We start from the raw sequence: 19,312 nt of genomic DNA, 5'->3' as shown, positions 1-19,312 counted from the left end.
GCCCGCCTCCTTTTCATTAAAGGATGAAACAACTTCCCTTACAATAGCGGTGACATCAACCGGGCAGCCGATTCCATGAAGCGAACGACGACCTTTTTCTTCATAAACGCTTTTCTTTTGATTTGCTTCGTGGACAACAAGTCCCGTTCGAAATCCTTGACGATTTTGGCAATGCTGTCGTTCTGGACGAGCAGCACGTTTACTTCGAAGTTAAGATGGAAGCTGCGCATATCCATATTTGCCGTACCGACAGTCGCAACCTCTCCGTCGACAATGAGCAGCTTGGAATGAAGGAAGCCCTTCTCGTATTCATAGATTTTCACGCCCACCTCAAGCAACGAGAGAAAATAGGAATGCGAGGCCAGGAAAGGCAGCCACTTGTCCGGTTTGGCCGGAAACAAAATCCGTACGTCGATCCCTGACATAGCCGCTACGCGAAGGGCCGTCAAGATATCCTCATCAGGTATAAAATAAGGCGTCGCGAGCCAAACCGATTTTTTGGCCGACGTTATCATGGCGAAGAAGATGTTCTTCAAGGTGCTGCTTTCGTTATCCGGCCCGCTGGGCAGGACTTGAACCGCGCCGCTGCAGCCCTGCTCCAGCTCGGGGGACAGATATTCGAGGTCCATGATTTTTTCGCCGGTGACATACTGCCAGTCCTGCAAAAAAATAATCTGCATCGACCGGACGGCCTCCCCTTTGACCAGCATGTGCGTGTCCCGCCAGAAACCGTAAGTTTTGCTGCGGCTCAAGTATTCATCGCCCACGTTCAGTCCGCCGATAAAGCCGGTATTGCCGTCGATGACGACGATTTTCCGGTGATTCCGATAGTTGACCCGGCTGGAAAGCGCCAGGAAGCGTACTTCGCCGTAGACTCCGACCTTGACGCCGGCATCCCTGAGTTCCTTGATAAAAGATTTCGGAAGCCCGATACTGCCGACCGCATCAAACATGAACCGGACCTCCACGCCGGCTTGCGCCTTCTCGATCAGTGTCTTTTGAATTTCGCGGCCGATGTCGTCCGCCCGGTAAATGTAATACTCCATATGTATGTGATGCTGGGCCATTTTCAATTCCTTCAGCAGGGTCGAGAACGTCTCCTCCCCGTTGGTCAACACCCGCGTCCGCGTCGCCATGGAAAACGGAGTTCGGGCAATCCGCTGCGACATTTGCAGCAGTCGCTGCTGCCCTGGTGTAAACTGCGACAGATCCCGGGGCAGCATATTGCCGTTATGGTCGATCCGTTCGAAGCTCTGCCGGTCCGCCTCCGCTTTCTTATCGAATTTCCGCCGTTTGAAATAGTTTTGCCCCAGCAGGAAATAGAGCACCAAGCCAACGACCGGCAACAATGCCAGTACAAGAATCCAGGCCATCGTACTGGAAGGATTGCGATTCTCCATAAAGATCGCAAGACCGATCGTGACGACAGTCAGGGTTTGAAATATACTGACCAGCATCCCGCCGAATTTACCGAAGATGCCGAATCCGAAGAAGTAAAAAGCAAACAGGATGGCTGCGATTAATATAATTTGTAGTCCACGTCTCATGGTTGTACTCCTCTTCCCTATTTTGTTGCACGTTCGCCTATCTCTCTACATTTTACATGAACCTTCGATATCTTCCTACCATTAAAAGATCCTGACGATAAAGAAACACTGCCCTGCCGCATTTCTGGAACCGAACCCTGCTTACCGCGTAAATTTGTAATGTGCTTTAAATATGTAATATAATCATTTTGACCCGTTGGTCAATATGAGAACTTAAGAGTCAGGAGGAGGTGAACCGTTATTGTCCGTTAAATCTGGAGATAAAAGAACGCTGATTCTCAGAACCGCCATGCAGCTTTTTGCCGCCAAGGGTTCTTCCGCCACTTCGATGCAGGAAATTGCCGACACCTGCGGCATGTCCAAAGGAAGTCTGTACCTTCACTTTAAGTCGAAGGATGAGCTGGAGTTCAGCCTGTTCGATTATTGCTATCAATTGCTGCAGGAACATTTGCTGCAGGCCGAAAATCAGCCGGGTCTCAATCCCCGGGAACGACTCATACTGCAAATCGAAGTATTGCTCAACCTGGTGCTGGAATTGCGGGAATTTCTGCTGATGCAGTTTCGGGATTGGATCAAAAACGGCAACCTGTACCGCGGGGAGCCTGGGGTCATCCGGGAAAACAACGCCAAGCTGCACCATTACAGCAAAAAGGCGATTGAAGCGGCTTACGGAGAACAAATCTCACCTTATACGGCGGATCTGATCATGCTGGTCCACGGCATTCTTGGAGTCTACATAAGGTTGTTGTTTGATCCGGCCATAACGGTCGGTACCCATCGGATGGCCGTTTATATGGTCGATCTGCTTGATGGAGCTGCAGAACGGATGATCAGCCAGCGCCCGGAGCCCTTGATCAGCGAGGAAGTCCTGAAACGCTGGGGAGCGGACGATACCTGCATGAAGGAGCCGGAACGTCACCCCCTCCTGGCAATCCGGGAACTGAAGGAATTAATTGAAAGCCGGGTGGCATCTCCGGATGTCCGCCAGCAAGGACGCGAATCGTTGCAACTGATGGAGGAAGAAATCCTCGAACTCCGGCCGCGCCGGGTCGTTCTGACGGGAATGCTCGCTAATGTCAAAGCTATTCCCGAACTGGATGATCGGATGGAGGAACTGGAACGACTTATGCGGCCTTATTTGAATCATGCGTAAATATAGAGAGGAGCGGAAGACCTAGCTGATGAAAAGTATCATTCAATTCTCACTGCGGAATAAATTTGCGGTTTGGCTGTTGACGATCATCGTCACCGTTGTCGGCTTGTACAGCGGCCTTACGATGAAGCAGGAGACCATTCCGAATATCAATGTCCCTTATCTTAGCGTTACTGCAATATACCCGGGAGCAGCGCCGGAAGGCGTTGTCCAGGATATTACCAAGCCGCTGGAGACCAAGCTTCACAATGTCGACGGAGTAAAAACGATCACTTCGACATCGATGGAGAACGCGGCTTCCCTGTTCATTGAATTTGATTATGACACCAATCTGGACAATGCCACGGCTGCCGTCCGGGAAGCGCTGAACGATGTAGCTTTGCCGGAAGATGCGCAAAAGCCGCAAATCACCCGGTTCAGCTTGAATTCCATGCCGGTGATCTCGCTCAGCTTGTCCGATAACGAATCCGGCGATCTGGAAGCGTTGACCCGGACGATCCAAAACGACGTCCAGCCAGCACTTGAAGATCTGGATGGCGTAGCCTCGGTACAGATTGCCGGACAATACGTCAAAGAAGTCCGCCTCAATTTCGATGAGGCGAAAATGCAGCAGCTCGGACTTAGCGAAGATACCGTAAAGGGTATCGTCCAAGCTTCCGCGCTGCGCGTTCCGCTCGGCCTGTTCGACCTGGAACAATCGCAAAAGGCTGTCGTTGTTGACGGCAACATCACTACTGTAGATGATCTTAAGAACCTCGCCATTCCGGCTATGCCGAGTGCGGGTGCTGCCGGCGCGGGTGCAGGCGCTGCGGGCGCGGGGGCGGGTGCCGCCGGTGCCGGAGCAGGCGCTGCAGGCAATGATGCCGCTGCCGGAGCCGGTGCGCCTCAAGGCGGCATGGCTGGCATTCCGGCCGGCATTCCGACCGTAAAACTCGGAGACATCGCCAAGATCGAAGTCATCGGTCAAGCCGAATCGATTTCCCGCACCAACGGTGCCGAATCGATCGGGATTCAAATCGTGAAGGACAACGACGCCAACACCGTCGATGTAGCGAACCTCGTCAAGGACAAAGCCGATGAGCTTGGAAAACAGTACAGCCATATCGACTTCACCGTATTGCTTGACCAAGGCAAGCCGATCACGGACTCTGTCAACACGATGCTGTCCAAGGCTTTGTTCGGCGCATTGTTCGCCGTTCTGATCATCCTGTTGTTCTTGCGGAATATCCGCTCTACGATCATTTCCATTATCTCCATTCCATTATCGCTTCTAATCGCGGTTCTTGCGCTGAAGCAGATGGATATTACGCTGAACATGATGACGCTCGGCGCCATGACGGTCGCCATCGGCCGCGTGGTCGACGACTCCATCGTCGTCATCGAGAACATTTACCGCCGCTTGTCCCTGACCGGTGAGAAGCTGAAGGGCGGCAAACTGATCATCGCGGCAACCCGGGAAATGTTCGTTCCGATCATGTCCTCGACCATCGTTACGATCGCCGTCTTCCTGCCGCTCGCTTTCGTAAGCGGAATGGTCGGCGAATTGTTCAAACCGTTCGCCTACACGATGGTGTTCTCGCTACTCGCCTCGTTGCTGGTTGCCATTACATTGGTGCCTGCCCTGGCGCACACCTTGTTCCGCAAAGGCCTGAACAAGAAGCATGACCATGACAGCAATCCGAAAGGAATGGCACGGGGTTATCAACGCATCCTCAACTGGTCGTTGTCCCATAAGCTTATCACCTTTGGACTTGCCATCGTCCTGCTGGTAGGCAGCTTGTTCCTGTATCCGCTCGTCGGCGTCAGCTTCCTGCCGGAGCAAGAAGATAAATATGTTATGGTTACTTATTCTCCGGCTCCCGGAGACCGTCTTGAAGATGTCCAAGAGAAAATGCAAAAGGCGGAGCAATACGTTTTGGCCCAGGAAGACATGGATAAAATGCAATATTCCGTCGGCGGAAGCAATCCGCTTGGCGTAGGTTCTTCCAACTCCGCTCTATTCTATATCGAATATAAGAAAGATACGAAGCACTTCGAAGACGTTAAAGAAAAGCTCCTGCTTGGCTTGAAGAATGAAGTTCCCGACGGCGAGTGGGGAGACATGTCCGAAATGATGACGGGCGGTATGGGCGGCAGTACGCTCAGCGTCAACGTATTCGGCGACAATCTGGAACAGATCAAGCCGGTATCCGATGAAATCCTGAAATTGGTTCAGGAGGATACGAAGAACTTCGAGAAAGGCGAGACCTCGCTCTCCACGGCTTACGACCAGTACACTTTGGTAGCGGATCAGCAAAAATTGAGCTCGCTCGGGCTGACCCCGGGACAAATCGCAATGAAGCTGAGTCCGGTTCGCGAGCGTCCGGTGCTTACCGAAGTTAAGCTTGACGGCAAAGATTATAAAGTCTATATCGAAACCGAAAAGAATGCTTATACCAGCATTCAGGACATGGAAAACGAGACGCTGACTTCCCCGCTCGGCATGGAAGTGCCGATTAAAGAAGTCGCCAAGGTCGAAAAAGGAAGCTCTCCGGATTCCATCATGCGCATCGACGGTAAGACGGTCGTTGAGGTAAGCGCCAAGATCGTCGCTACCGACGTCCAAAAAGCGTCCTCTTCATTGCAGGACAAAATCGACGCCATGGATAAACCGGAAGGAATCAAGGTAAGCTTCGGCGGCGTAACCGAGCAAATCAACGATACGTTCGGCCAGTTGGGTCTTGCTATGGCTGCTGCGGTCGCGATCGTATACTTTGTACTCGTGGTTACGTTTGGCGGCGGTCTTGCACCGTTTGCAATTCTGTTCTCGCTGCCGTTTATCGTGATCGGCGCCATGATCGGCCTGCTGATCGGCGGCGAAACCCTGAACGTGTCAGCTCTGATGGGCGTTCTGATGCTGATCGGGATCGTCGTCACCAACGCGATCGTTCTCATCGACCGCGTCATCCACAAGGAGCGCGAAGGCCTGTCCACCCGCGATGCATTGCTTGAAGCAGGGGCTACGCGGCTTCGTCCAATCCTTATGACTGCGCTCGCTACGATCGGCGCCTTGCTGCCGCTCGTTCTGGGCTGGGAACACAGCGCGGGCATCATCTCCCGCGGTCTCGGCATCACCGTTATCGGCGGCTTGATCAGCTCCACCTTGCTGACGCTAGTCATCGTGCCGGTGGTCTACGAGTTCCTCATGAAATTCCGCCGCCGTGGTCCTGCGGCCGGAGATTTGGATTAATCTTTAACACAATAAAAGCCGGGCGGAGAATGGTCTCCGGCCCGGCTTTTTATTTTGTTCTATGGATTCCTGTTTCACTATCTTCCTTACACTTATTCTGCAAATTTCGCCATGCATAGAGGTTCTCAAGATCCGTTGCGAGAAATTGGACAAGCAGTTCAGCCAAACCAATGTACATCGGGCTGGACGTCGCCGAAGCCAATTCGCCCGAGAAACGGGGCGCCCACTGCATCAGATGGTTCTCAAGAAAGCGGATTTGCACATCCGCCAGCTCCAGGCAGCTCTCATGAAGACCGGCTTTACTCAGCATTTCTTCACTTAAAACCGCCATGAATTCCAATTCCAGTGCAATATGATCGTCTCGTTCGCCTGAAATCTTGTTAAAGACAACGCTGCTCTCCATATAGGTGTTTCTGATATCCAAAAGACAGACCAGAGCGTCCAAGCTCTCTTCCTTTGCGCGGTACTGACATTCGCAAGCGATCATGACGGCGTTGTCGCCCATGAATAGCCGTCTGTATTCCTCGGCTTCCTCATAGCAGACCTGCCGGAAATTCTCTTCGGGAATGCCTTCCAGGTAACTCTTCAATCTCTTCCCGCCCTGGCACATAGGAATAATATTCTTCAGTTCCACCCGTCTGCGCCACTGAGCAATCAACGACATCCGCGGCGGACGGCTCAGAAAATCCATTAGTAACTCATAAACCCAACCTCTAATCTCCATCCAACGGGCTTGCTCTTCCGGAATTTGAACAGGCTCCTTAAACAGCATGGTCATATCGGTCATCTCCCTGATCTTTTAAAGGTAATTCAAAAAGTCATCTTTTCATGACGAGGCTGTTCATGATGAGGGTTCGACATCGAATCTTGAATTCAGCCGGGCCTTCCGTTGCTCACGTACCCCATGAGCAAATGCTTACGAAGTCGTTTTCTACGAAAACGTTTAGCTCCGCTACTCAGTCCCTAGCTTCTTCCAACCTTCTCGATCCTGAAAACCTAACTTTTTGAATAATAACTTATAAGTAATGCAGTGCTGACATGCATGATCCTGACACAACAAATGTATTCTTTGTTTAAAAAAAGATGACTTCCTTATTTGACGGAAATCATCCATTGTACATATACCGACACATGATTAAGGGGGATCATGTATCTTCATGCTCTATTATACTGTAAAATGAAAACGCTTTATGTGAAATATTTGACAGATTATTAACAAGTCGTTGGAACCTTCTCTTAAGCATTCCCCTTATGATCTCTATCTAGCCAATCAAGTGCTTGGCGGTAATCATCGGGACGGTTCATATTGAAGGGGATTTGTTCCAATGGGAGCCCGGTCGCGGCGGCTATTTCAGCTCCATCCGCATATTCGGCATGCAGTCCTTCCGTCCATCGGGTCATCTTCAAGCTCCCGGCTTGAAGCTCCTTCTCCAGCCCGGGCAATACATTGCGGCGGTACGCAGCCAGCAAGGGCTGTACACGCCCCTGTACGACCGGAATAATAGCTTCTGGTCCACTTGACTTCTCCGCCGTCCGCACACGCTCCACAAGCCATTCAAATACTTCCCGGGAAGCAAAGGGCATGTCGCACGCGACTGCAAGGCTCCACGGAGTCTCAGCGGCCGTTAATCCGGCATGCAGTCCGGCCAAAGGTCCCGATCCGGGATAAACATCGGAAAAGATTTCCTTTCCTAAGTAACTATAGGCTTCCGGCTGATTGCCCCCGGCAATGATAACGCGCCCGACGACCGTGTCCAGCTCTCGGACCAGCCTTTCAATAACCGGTATGCCCTGCAGCGGCAAAAGCGCTTTGTTGCTTCCCATCCGGCTAGAACGTCCTCCGGCTAAAATAATGGCGGTGATCTCGATCAGAATCTTCCCCTTTCTTCAACAAATACTGGAAAAACAAAAAGAAGATGGTTTGTATCCCCTTTCATCTCTGTGTTACATTGGGAACATAATCACTTATCATTTTCCCACACAGTACAATCGGAGTTGGACAGAAAGGAATGGAGCGCTTGCCGGACAATACCCAGTCCTCGTCTAAATTGCCCTTGGGGCTGCTTAATTTTTTCGTTTACGGTACGATGGTTATCTTTGCTGCCTTTTTTCAATTATATTTGCAGGACATCGGCATGGACAAGCTGGAGATTGGCAGCCTTATGGCTATCAGCCCGTTCATTTCGCTCCTGGCTCATCCTTTTTGGAGATATTTAAGCGACCGCGGTCAAAATATAAGAATCATTCTATTGATCATGCTAACTGGCTTGCTGATAACAGGCCATCTTGTGTTCAAAGCGGATACTTATCAAATGCTGTATGTATCGATGCTGATGCTTTTCTTTTTCCAAAGCCCGCTGCTTGCTCAGTCGAATAGCCTGACCCTGGGATACATTGAAGAGAGCCGGCAAAAGTTCGGCGCCTATCGGCTCTGGGGCTCTATGGGCTGGACATTCGTAGCTTTGACGGCAGGCCCGATTATCGATAGCGTTGGCCAGAACGGAATTTCCCTGCTCTTCAGCATCACCTTGATGCTGGCGATGGGGTCTGCCCTGCTTCTGCCGCCAATCACGCTTACTACAAACACGCCGTGGATCTCGTCCCGTGAAATTCGCCGTACCCTGCAAAATAAACATTTTCTTGCCTTCGTATTGTGCGGGACATTGGTCGCGATTCCAAATGCAATCAACGGCATCTTTATGCCATTATTCATTAGCGACCTGGGAGGGTCGCGATTCCAGGTCGGCGGCGCAGTATTCCTGTCGACCATCTTCGAAGTGCTTGCTTTCGTCCTGTTGAACCGTTATCTGAAGCGTAAAATCACTGTTCTGATGGGATGCTTGACGCTCGTCAGCCTGTTGTTCGCGCTGCGCTGGAATCTGATGGCCGAGGCGACGGATCCGGTGCAGATTATCCTGATTCAAATCCTCCATGCCATTACCTTCGGCGGTTTCTTCTATGTAGGAACAAGGCTTACCGCCCTATTCCTTCCGAGACCGCTTCGCTCTGCCGGCCAAGCCGTCTATGCATTTGCCTTGAGCGGAGTATCGGGCGTGATCTCAGGTTTTCTGGGCGGATGGGTGTTCCAAAATTTCGGCCCCGTCATCATGTACAAAATGGGGGTCGCTCTTGCGATCATCGGAGCGCTCGGATTCGGCTTACTGTGGCAGCATATCCGCAAAAACGGATACTCTCCATCCATTCCGCAAGAGCAATAAAATGCGAGTTCAAAAAGTCAGGTTTTCAGGAAATTCAAGATTCGACGTCGAATCCGCTTCGTGATCTGCTTCGTCGTGGAAAGATAACATTTTGAACAACTTCTTAAAGAAAACAAGCTCCGATCTGCGTCACGCCCATCCGGCAAATCCGGGAAGGTTACGCCGCTGATTCTGGAGCTTTGTTTTCTTGGAGATGCTCGTCGATCACCGGGGTGATTGCGGCTCCCAACTAAAGTGTACACTATGAAATGCATTTCAGAGCAAGATTAATTAATAATTAACAAAAAATCATAATCTATCAGTCATTCTGTCCCCTTCCCAGGGTCAGTTTCAACAAGTATGGCGTAACGAGAGTCGTCAAAATAACTACAATGACCAGGACCGTAAAATACTTTTGCTCCAGTAACCCGTTCTCTAAACCCAATGTTGCGATGATAAGCGCAACCTCCCCGCGCGATACCATCCCCGAGCCGATTCCCGCCGAGGACCGGAGCGAAAACCCTGTCAGGCGAGCCCCAAGCCCCGAGCCTACCAGTTTGGTTACCAACGCAATCAGGAAGAACAGCACCAGAAGACCGAGCTGACTCCCCAACCCATCAAAAGAAACGGAGAAACCGACGCTGACAAAAAAGATAGGTACGAAAATCGTGTACGCAATAGGCTCCAGCTTCTGCTCAACCTCATGTTTATAGCTCGTTTGCGAAATCGCCAATCCTGCGGCAAACGCACCGATAATGCCGGCTACCCCGAGCTCCTCCGCAATGTAAGCCAAAAAGAAACATAAAATCAGGCCGGCGCTGATAATCGACTCAGTCACGCGGAGCGGGGCAAGCCACTTCATGATCCATTTCGCTATTTTCCAAATAAAGAGTCCTGCAATCAAAAAGAAAATGAATTTCTTGCCGATGACCATCGCCAGATTTACATCTCCGCCGCCGAACAGGCTCATTACGAACGCCAGCAATACTACCACCAGAATGTCGTCGATAATCGCCGCTCCCAGAAGTGTCGTGCTTTCCCGGGTATTCATCAAATTGAGATCTTTTAACGACTGGACAGAAATACTGACCGAAGTGGCCGACAGCAGCAGCCCCAAGAAAATCGCGTGAGCCGGTGACATTCCGATCGCAGCCCCTGCTAAATAACCGCCGGCAAAGGGTAAGATAATTCCGCCTATCGCTACAGCCATCGATGAGGTTAAGGAGCGTTTTAAATCTCCTAAGTCAGTCTCCAGACCAGCCATGAACATCAATAAAAGCACACCGATTTCACTCAACTCTCCGATGATGTGAGAGTTCTCTACCCATCCGAGCAGAGCGGGTCCAATAACTACTCCAATGAGCAGTTTACCTACGACCGCGGGCTGCCCTAAACGAATACTGAGGTCCCCGGCCAGCTTGGTGGCGAGCAAGATGATTAGAATTGTTAAAAAGAACATAGAACTCCTCCTGTACAACTTTTGTATTTTGAATGCCTAAAAAAAAACAAAAAGAAGCCTTGGGTGACCAGGCTCCTCCATAAAAAACCAATATTCAATTATTTATCTAAAATTTATTTCGGCAATTGAAACGAGCTTTTGAGCGATACAATCAGGTTAAACACCGGATGCCCCGGCTTCGAATATTTCGAATCGACGTTGAAATAGCCGTGACGGAAAAATTGGAATTTGTCTTGCGGCTGCGCATCCTTCATTCCCGGCTCCACATAGCCGTGCATGATGCTTAAAGAGTTCGGGTTGATCCGCTCCAGGAACGGTTTTTCCTCCGCGCCTTCCTCTTCCGGCTCTTCGTCCAGAATCAGCGGCTCATACAGCCGGAATTCGGCAGGTACCGCCTGACTGGCTTCCACCCAATGGATGGTTCCTTTGACCTTGCGGCCGGTAAACCCGCTGCCGCTCTTCGTTTCGGGATCATAGGTGCAGTGAATTTCCACCACGTTGCCGTCCGCGTCTTTGATCACGTCGTTGCATTTAATGAAATACGCATGCTTCAGGCGGACTTCATTGCCGGGGAACAGCCGGAAGTACTTGCTCGGCGGATCCTCCATGAAATCTTCGCGCTCGATATAAATTTCACGGGAAAACGGAATTTGACGGTTGCCCATCTCTTCATTTTCACTGTTATTCTCAGCTTCCAACAGTTCCGTTTGGCCTTCTGGATAATTGGTGATGACCACCTTAAGCGGGTCGACGACCGCCATGGTGCGCGGCGCCTTCAGCTTCAGATCTTCCCGGATAAAATGCTCCAGCATTTTCAGATCGATGGAGCCGTAGGCTTTGGAAATCCCGGTTTCAAAAACAAACGCTTTGATCGCTTCCGGTGTATATCCGCGGCGGCGAAGGCCCGAAATCGTCGGCATGCGCGGATCGTCCCAGCCATCGACAACCCCTTCGTCGACGAGCATTTTCAGCTTCCGCTTGCTTGTTACGGTTTGCTCCAAATTGAGCCGTCCGAACTCATATTGATGCGGCTCGCTCGGCATTTCCGTTTCGGCGATAACCCAATCATAGAACGGGCGTTGATCTTCAAACTCGGTGGAGCAAAGGGAGTGCGTTACTCCTTCGATCGCATCCTCCAGCGGATGGGCGAACGTATACATCGGGTAGATGCACCATTTGTCGCCGGTATTGTGATGGGTAGCATGTACGATCCGGTAGATGACAGGATCCCGGAGGTTGATATTCGGCGAAGCCATATCGATCTTGGCGCGAAGTACCTTCTCTCCGTCTTTGAACTCACCGGCGCGCATCCGCGCGAACAAATCCAGGTTCTCTTCGACCGAACGGTCGCGATAAGGGCTGTTTTGCCCCGGCTCCGTGAGCGTCCCGCGCGTTTCGCGAATTTGATCGGCGCTCAAATCATCCACGTAGGCTTTTCCTTTATTAATCAGCACGATGGCACGATTGTACATCTCTTCGAAATAATCCGAAGCAAAGCGCAGTTCTTCCCATTCAAAACCGAGCCATTTCACATCCTCCTTAATGGAGTTGACGTACTCGATATCCTCTTTTACCGGGTTCGTATCATCGAACCGCAAATGGGTCCGGCCCCCGAATTCATCGGCCAGGGTAAAGTTAATCCAGATCGCCTTGGCGTGGCCGATATGAAGATAGCCGTTCGGCTCCGGCGGGAAGCGTGTCACTACGGTTTCCACTTTTCCGTTCTTCAAATCTTCGGTAATAATATTCTTGATGAAATTGGGAGGGGTACAGTTATTGTTCTCCACGGTGATCAACCTTTCCATTCAACGAAGTTCAAAACTTTTGTTTATTTTCTCCGAATTTTCTTCTTATAAATATACCGATAACTTTAAGAATGTTCAACAGGACACCACATCAAAATATCATCGACATACAGTCCGCCCAAGTAAAACTCCTCAACCAGACGGCCCTGCTCCTCAAACCCGCAGCTCCGGTAAAAGGAGACCGCTCCGGGATTGCTGGCCAGGACGCGCAAGGACAGCTTGCGGACTCCACGCTCGGCGGCGAGCTGCTTAACGGCCTCCATCAGCTTACGTCCCACGCCGAGTCTCTGGTATGCGGGATGAATGGCGATATTAAGTTCATAAACATGACGATTGCTCTCCAAGGGAGTCGGATGATCAAATCCCAAATACCCGCAAACTTCCTCTCCGATCCCGGCGACGAGCTGGCTTCCCGGCGGACATTTCTGCAAATATTGCTCCCGGGAGCTCCACACAAGGCGCTCGGCCGGCGTGGAATGCTCGTCCCAGGTAAGGGAGTCGATCTCCATTAACGCCCCAGCATCGCCCATTTGCGACAACCGGATCCAAAGTGATTCCGACATACATGCACCTCCAACATATGACTTCGATTATACCCCAAAAAGTTAAATTATACCGTGCGATAAAGCTTACCTTTTGCATCGCGGTTCTTATAAGCGTGAATCAGAAATGCTCCTACCGCCAACATTGAGATAACCACCGCCAGCCAAGCCACCGGGACAAGTCCATTCCAGTCGAACAAGACGCCCATGGCGTACGGGCCGACGACCCTTCCCGCGGCACCCATCCCGCCAACAACGCCTAGATAGAACGGCGCCGACTTGCCTGTCCGATCCGAAATAAACGATGGAATGGCCGGTGAGATAAGCATTTCTCCAAAGGTGGTCAGCACCATCGCAAACACCATGCCAGGATACGAACGGAAGCCGAGAATCGCTACATATCCCAGCATATAAAAGATTGCGCTAGCCGTTAATTGCGCTTCCGCCGATTCGGCAAACGTCCGTTTGATCCACAAAATAAACGGCTGGCCGACGAATATCAGCACCCCGTTTAGTGTCCATAAAATACTATAATTCCACTCCGGCATCCCTTTGGAAAGCGTAAACGGCGATACCCCATTGTTCCAGATGCAGTTACCCAACCAAAGGAAGAAGGAGCCAATGCCCATAAACAGATAAACGTTATAGCGGCTTAACAATTTCCAAGCATTCTGGCCTTCCGACGTGCTTTTGCGTTTCTTTTCCATCTGCAGGTCGCCCTCGTTTTTTTGAACTTTGTTCAAATAAAACCAGAAGAAAATAGCAAATGCCGCCGACGTCACCCCGTTCATAATAAAGCTCATATCATAGGAAATCCGCGCCAAAAATCCGCTGAGCCCCGTCCCCAGGGCAACGCCGATATTGTTGGCTACATAGATAACATTAAATAATTCTCCCCGGCGCTCCGCAAAACGGAAGCCGATAAATGCCTGAATAGCAGGCATAGACATCGCGTTAAAGAACCCGATCAATCCCATCAGCAGCATAAACAGAGACCAATTTCCGCTCCCCAGAGGCAACAGCAGAAGGAAAAGCGCGTTCATCCCCACGCCGCCGACGATCAGCCTTTTTACGCCCAATTTATGATATAACGAGCCGCCGAGAATTTGTCCCGCGATCCCTCCCAGCGACATAACCAGGATGACCAGACCGGCATCGGCCCCGCTCCTGCCCAGCACCTTGAATACGAACATCGTAATCAAAGGCCACATCAGAGATCCTCCGGCTGAGCTAATCAGACTGGCGACAAGGAAAATTTTGATTTCCTTCGGATACGCCTGCAACCATTTCATTCCACTTCTCTCCCCTCTGCCAAGCCTTTATCCCTATAATTATGTACAAGAAAATAACAAAGGGAGCCCGATTCGGCCCCCTGTTACCGTCACTTTTTATAGTGATTGCAAGTATTTGCAGCCCAGATTACCATAGTATCGCCTAAATAGTCCGGATTTCGCAAGCACATTTATTGACGCTTTACATCAACAACGGTCGAGAAAAAGACAGCCCCTCCGCCCATGTCGGCGAGCCGGTCCGGCGTAAGGGCATTGGCGCGGCGACGCTGCCCGTCCCGCCCCCACCATAGACCTTGGCTGACTACCGTGCCCGGCAGCATTTTGTCGGTTACGTTTGCTTTGATCTGATAGCTGCCCCGGTCGTTCCAGACGATAACATCATCGCCGTCTTCAATGCCGCGCGCGGCCGCATCCTGCGGGTGAATTTGCAGCAGTGGGCTTTTCTCCAGTGTCGTCAGCTTCTCGACATTGCCGAAGGTGGAATTCAGAAAGCTGTGATTCGGCGGCGATACGAACATCAGCGGATATGGACTACCCTCTCCAGGACGATTTACTCCGTCATATCCCTCGTAAAGCGGGATGTATGTCGGGAGCGGCGGAAGTCCGGCGTCCGCCATCCGGGCTGAGTATAGCTCGATCTTCCCCGAAGGCGTCGTCAGAGCATCCAGATATCTCTGCTGATGCGCCATGTTCAGCTTCATCGCCCGGTTCTCCTGCAAGCCTTCCAGAGAGATCCCCTCCAGATAAGGATTGTCCGGATAATTCAGCGCTTGCCGGATCATCTCCTCTTCCGTCTCCTGAAACGCTTCTTCCCCGAAGCCCATAGCCGCGGCCAGCAGCCGGAACACTTCCACATTGCTTTTGCTCTCTCCCTGAACCGGAATGACCGGTTCCTGAAGCTGGACATAATGATGCCAATAAGAAACATACAAATCCGTATTTTCAAAAGACGATGTCGCCGGCAGCACAATGTCCGCATATTTGGTCGTATCGGTCAGGAATAAATCATGAACTACTGTGAATAGATCTTCCCTGCGCAAGCCCTGTTCGACCTTGCCCGTATCCGGCGCCACCACAGCCGGGTTCGAGCAGTAAACAAACAGCGAACGGATCGGCGGATCAAGCGTGAGCAACGCCTCCCCGATGCGGTTCATATTGATGGTACGGACCTGGTCATCCGACCTTAAGTCCGGGCGCTCCAACGCATCCGAATTCATATTGGCGTAAGCGCCGTTCGACTTGAACGCTCCGCCGCCCGGAACGAGCCACTGCCCGGTCAAAGCCGGCAGGCAGCTAATCGTACGGATCGCCATTCCGCCATTATCATGGTGTTGAAGCCCGTTGCCCATATGAATATAAGCGGGCGAAGTCTCCGCATACATGATTGCGAGGGCTTCGATATCCTCGGCAGGAACCCCCGTAATCGCCGAAACATGAAGTGGCGTATAGGTTTTCACATGCTCGCGAAGCTCCTCATGACCCAAGGTATACCGTTCAAGGAACTCTTCGTTCACCAATCCCCGCGCAAACAGCACATGCATCATACCTAGCGCCAACGCACTGTCCGTCCCGGGATATAGCGGGATGAACCAATCGGCTCTTTGGCCGGTACGGTTGCGGTGAACGTCGATGACTACGAGCTTCGCCCCCTGCTTCCGGGCCTTTTCAATCAGGGCGACCTGGTGCATATTCGTGCTGACGATATTGCCGCCCCACACAATAATCAGCTTTGCCTTCAACGTTTCTTCCGGGCTGGTACCGCCGCCAAAGCCCATCGTGTATTCCCAGCCGGCACTCCCCGCAGCCGTGCAGATCGCCCGCTGCAGTTTGGATGCGCCCAACCGGTTGAAGAATCGCCGGTCCATTCCCTCGACGCTAAGAATCCCCATATTTCCGTAAAAGTTGTACGGCAGGATCGATTCGGGACCATGCTCTCGGGTCAGTTCCTGAAATCGCCCTGCGATTTCAGCTATGGCTTCATCCCAGGTAATCCGTTCGAATTTCCCCTCTCCCTTAGCGCCGATGCGCTTCATAGGGTACAGCACCCGTTCAGGATGATAGACCCGCTCAGCCATATTACGCACCTTATTGCAGATCGCTCCCTGCGTAATCGGATGGTCGGGATTTCCCGTCACCTTCACGATCTTTCCGTTCTCTTTATGCAGCAGTAAACCGCAGGTATCCGGGCAATCAAGCGGACACACCGCGGGAAATATTCCGTTCTCTTCATGAATCATTGCGAGCTTCCCTCCCTATCTAAGTAATTGTAGAAAAAAGCCCAATCCTTGTCTACAGGCAAGGTGGAGCCGCCGTCTTTCCAACAACGTGTAAGACGAAAAAGGCCGCTCTTCGCGAACGAAGACGCAGCCTTTAGACCGTTTAATACCGAAGTATATTACTATGAAGTTACAGCCTTGAGCCAGCTGCTTAAGGAAAGAGCATCGGACCGGAAGATGGGGCCGAAGCATTAGCCGAAGCATTGACTGGAGCATTGGCTGGTACATTGGTTGGTCCATTATTCGATACATTGGCCGAATTTACCTGTTTTCCCGTTAATGTCGTTCCTGCACCGTTGTCTTTTAAATAGGCCGTCCAGTAAGCACCGGCAACAAACAATGCGCCGCCCACGAGGTTCCCCAACCATACCGGAACAAAATTTCTGAAGTAATCTCCCCAGGAGAAGTAGCCTTCAAAGATGGCAGCCGGAATCAGGAACATATTTGCTACGACGTGCTGAAACCCGATTGCAACGAAAGCCATCGTCGGGAACCAGATCCCGAGAATTTTCCCGCTCATATTATCTGCACCATAAGACAGCCATACGGCAAGGGCCACGAGCCAGTTACAGCCGATCCCCGATATGAAAGCCTGCAAAAAGCTGTCATCCAGCTTATGCCCGGCCATATCAACCAGTTTATCCAGGTATACGCCGCTGGAGGTCAGCCCTACGATATGTCCGAAAAAGTAAGCGACGAACAACGCGCCTACAAAGTTACTTATAGTGATGAGGACCAGGTTTTTGCACATCTCACCCGTCGTAATCCGTTTCGCCAGCCGCGATAACGGCACGGCCATCATGTTTCCTGTTAGTAGCTCTCCACCGGCGAGAAGCACCAGGATCAGACCGATCGGGAATACCGCTGCGCCGATAAAAGAAGCGATGCTGCCCCATTCTTTCGGAGCGCCGGCTATAACGCGAATATCCAGCAAAAATCCGAGGGCGATAAAGGCCCCGCCTAAAAACCCAAGAATCAAAACCGTCAGCAAAGGATTGTGCGCCTTCTTGATGCCCATTTCGACCGTCACTTTCGCAATTTGATCAGGTTTATTGTAAGCCATGATTCATTCTCCTTTAGGACTATGTTTGTAAACTCTCCTACTCCGCCTTTATTGTAACTTGGGTATTTCAATCCTTAAGTAACATAAGTCACGACACGGCCTCATAAAGTGAAGAATTTCACACAAATATGTAAAAAAGAAAAAGCCGGCAGAATGATCAATTCTGCTGGCGGGAGATAGTCTGGAATGGGGTTAATTCTGTGGTCCGGTGTTACGCCTAAACCGTTTCTCTTACCGGTACTTCCGGCAGTGCGCCAAGGCCTGCGCTGTTCAAGAAGTTCCAAGGCTTGTTGTAATGAGGCTGGAAGAAGAAGTCGACGAACGCCAGCTCTTCCATCTTCATGCCGTTTTGGATGCAAACCGAAATCGTATTGATCGACTGCGTCAAATCGACCTTCGACATGATTTGAGCGCCCAGAATGCGTCTGGTTTCTTTTTCATAGACTACTTTCAGCATTACCGGCTCATGGGTCGGCATAAATTCAGGACGATAGTTATCCGTAATCATGACCGCTTCCGCTTCAATACCGGCATCTTTAGCGGCCGTTTCCGTCATCCCGGTTCCTGCGATATTATCCTCGTAGATTTTGATACCCGAGGTTCCTTGAGTCCCCATATATCTAACCGTTGGGGCCACCAGATTACGGGCGACCAAAGTTCCCATCCGGACAGCGTTGGTAGCGAGTGGAATATAGGCATGCTTTTTCGTCGGATTGTAGAAGACCGCGCAGCTGTCGCCTGCCGCATACACATCCGGCGTACTGGTCCGCATATATTCATCCACAATAATCGCGCCGTTCGCGAGCATGTCGACTTGCCCTTTCAACAGGTCCGTATTCGGACGGAACCCGATGCACATAATGACCAGATCCGCATCGTACTGACCGCGGTCCGTTACCACCTGGCCCACTTTGCCGTGCTCACCTGTGAATTTCGTCACTTTCTCGCCCAAGGCAAGAGTAATTCCATGCTCATGGAGCGATGCTTCGATTTTATCCGTATACTCGGCATCCAGATACTTGCTCAAGATACGGTCTTCCGCATCGATCAAAGTCACCTGCTTGCCGTTCAGTTGGAACGCTTCGACCAGCTCTACTCCGATATAGCCTGCGCCAACCACGACGATGTTTTTAGCTTGCTCGGCCTTTTCGATAATGGTGTTCGAATGATTGAAGTTTTTCGAGAGCAGAATGTTCTCCAGCTCGATGCCTTCGAACTTCGGAATGATCGGCCACGAGCCTGTCGTCACGATCAACTTATCGAACGTATCAGTTAACTCTTCGCCGGTCTCCAGGTTGCGGGCCTTTAGCGTTTTTGCCGCCGTATCCACCGCAGTTACCTCATGGCGCATCTTCGTGTTCACGCCCAGTTCAGCCAATTGTGCCGGCGACGAATAGAACAGGCCTTGCGGGTCTTTCACCATGCCGCCGACATATAAAGCAATGCCGCACGACAGGAAGGAGATGTTGTCATTGCGCTCGTATACCGTAATTTCCGCCTCCGGGTAAAGCTTTGCTGTATTTACAATGGCTGCTGTTCCTGCGTGAGTACATCCGATAACTGCTACTTTCATGATTTCTTCCTCCTCGAATCCCCTGTATTGTTTTATTTAATAAGTTTGTAATCGTTAGGGGTATTATTTGTGAAATTAGTCACTTTAAATTTGTTGTGATTGTGAATTTGTTCACCTGATACTCTTATTATAGTGTGACATTTTTCACATTGCAAGTAGCAAACCGCCATTTCAAA

General features: G+C 51.1%; 13 protein-coding genes. 3 read left to right on the top strand and 10 right to left on the bottom strand.

The window, feature by feature from the left end; translation table 11 throughout:
- Positions 1-38: 38 nt before the first annotated feature.
- Positions 39-1,547, bottom strand: a complete 1,509-nt coding sequence (cls, locus tag KJS57_RS02710; RefSeq protein WP_211022698.1) for a cardiolipin synthase — start codon at positions 1,545-1,547, stop codon at positions 39-41.
- 241 nt (positions 1,548-1,788) lie between these two features.
- Between cls and KJS57_RS02705 the strand changes: the two genes are divergently transcribed.
- Entirely contained in the window at positions 1,789-2,700 is a 912-nt protein-coding gene (locus tag KJS57_RS02705) for a TetR/AcrR family transcriptional regulator (RefSeq protein WP_211022699.1), read from the top strand.
- A gap of 28 nt (positions 2,701-2,728) precedes the next feature.
- Positions 2,729-5,929, top strand: coding sequence for an efflux RND transporter permease subunit (locus KJS57_RS02700; protein WP_213653668.1), 3,201 nt, complete (start codon positions 2,729-2,731; stop codon positions 5,927-5,929).
- 49 nt (positions 5,930-5,978) lie between these two features.
- Here the strand turns inward: KJS57_RS02700 and KJS57_RS02695 are convergent, their stop codons facing one another.
- Both KJS57_RS02695 and mobA read right to left on the bottom strand, forming a co-directional pair.
- Positions 5,979-6,707, bottom strand: coding sequence for a TorD/DmsD family molecular chaperone (locus KJS57_RS02695; protein WP_213653667.1), 729 nt, complete (start codon positions 6,705-6,707; stop codon positions 5,979-5,981).
- 458 nt (positions 6,708-7,165) lie between these two features.
- The gene (mobA, locus tag KJS57_RS02690) at positions 7,166-7,780 is read right to left on the bottom strand and encodes a molybdenum cofactor guanylyltransferase (protein ID WP_280520355.1); all 615 of its coding nucleotides are present in this window, start codon (positions 7,778-7,780) and stop codon (positions 7,166-7,168) included.
- A 158-nt stretch (positions 7,781-7,938) separates the two neighbouring features.
- On the opposite strand from mobA, the gene KJS57_RS02685 reads away from it, so the two are divergent.
- Positions 7,939-9,147 (top strand): MFS transporter, encoded by a 1,209-nt coding sequence (locus KJS57_RS02685; protein ID WP_213653666.1) that lies wholly within the window; start codon positions 7,939-7,941, stop codon positions 9,145-9,147.
- 298 nt (positions 9,148-9,445) lie between these two features.
- On the opposite strand, the gene KJS57_RS02680 is transcribed toward KJS57_RS02685, so the two are convergent.
- The 7 genes from KJS57_RS02680 to KJS57_RS02650 all read right to left on the bottom strand — a co-directional run bounded on the left by KJS57_RS02680 (position 9,446) and on the right by KJS57_RS02650 (position 19,136).
- On the bottom strand, positions 9,446-10,585 hold the full coding sequence (locus tag KJS57_RS02680; protein ID WP_213653665.1) for a cation:proton antiporter: 1,140 nt from the start codon (positions 10,583-10,585) through the stop codon (positions 9,446-9,448).
- Positions 10,586-10,698: 113 nt separating this feature from the next.
- On the bottom strand, positions 10,699-12,390 hold the full coding sequence (locus tag KJS57_RS02675) for a glutamine--tRNA ligase/YqeY domain fusion protein (protein ID WP_213653664.1): 1,692 nt from the start codon (positions 12,388-12,390) through the stop codon (positions 10,699-10,701).
- A gap of 65 nt (positions 12,391-12,455) precedes the next feature.
- Positions 12,456-12,953, bottom strand: coding sequence for a GNAT family N-acetyltransferase (locus KJS57_RS02670; protein ID WP_213653663.1), 498 nt, complete (start codon positions 12,951-12,953; stop codon positions 12,456-12,458).
- Between the two features lie 47 nt (positions 12,954-13,000).
- Complete coding sequence (locus KJS57_RS02665) at positions 13,001-14,224, bottom strand: MFS transporter (protein WP_213653662.1); 1,224 nt, start codon at positions 14,222-14,224, stop codon at positions 13,001-13,003.
- A 170-nt stretch (positions 14,225-14,394) separates the two neighbouring features.
- Positions 14,395-16,461, bottom strand: a complete 2,067-nt coding sequence (locus KJS57_RS02660; RefSeq protein WP_213653661.1) for a molybdopterin-containing oxidoreductase family protein — start codon at positions 16,459-16,461, stop codon at positions 14,395-14,397.
- A gap of 190 nt (positions 16,462-16,651) precedes the next feature.
- Positions 16,652-17,563 (bottom strand): formate/nitrite transporter family protein, encoded by a 912-nt coding sequence (locus tag KJS57_RS02655; protein WP_213653660.1) that lies wholly within the window; start codon positions 17,561-17,563, stop codon positions 16,652-16,654.
- A 217-nt stretch (positions 17,564-17,780) separates the two neighbouring features.
- The gene (locus KJS57_RS02650; RefSeq protein ID WP_213653659.1) at positions 17,781-19,136 is read right to left on the bottom strand and encodes an FAD-dependent oxidoreductase; all 1,356 of its coding nucleotides are present in this window, start codon (positions 19,134-19,136) and stop codon (positions 17,781-17,783) included.
- Positions 19,137-19,312: the final 176 nt, after the last annotated feature.

The organism is Paenibacillus vini, from assembly GCF_018403325.1.
GTDB classification, from domain to species: Bacteria; Bacillota; Bacilli; order Paenibacillales; family Paenibacillaceae; genus Fontibacillus; species Fontibacillus vini.
The sequence above is the reverse complement of the archived record's forward strand: the minus strand, read 5'-3'. Positions and strand labels throughout refer to the sequence as shown.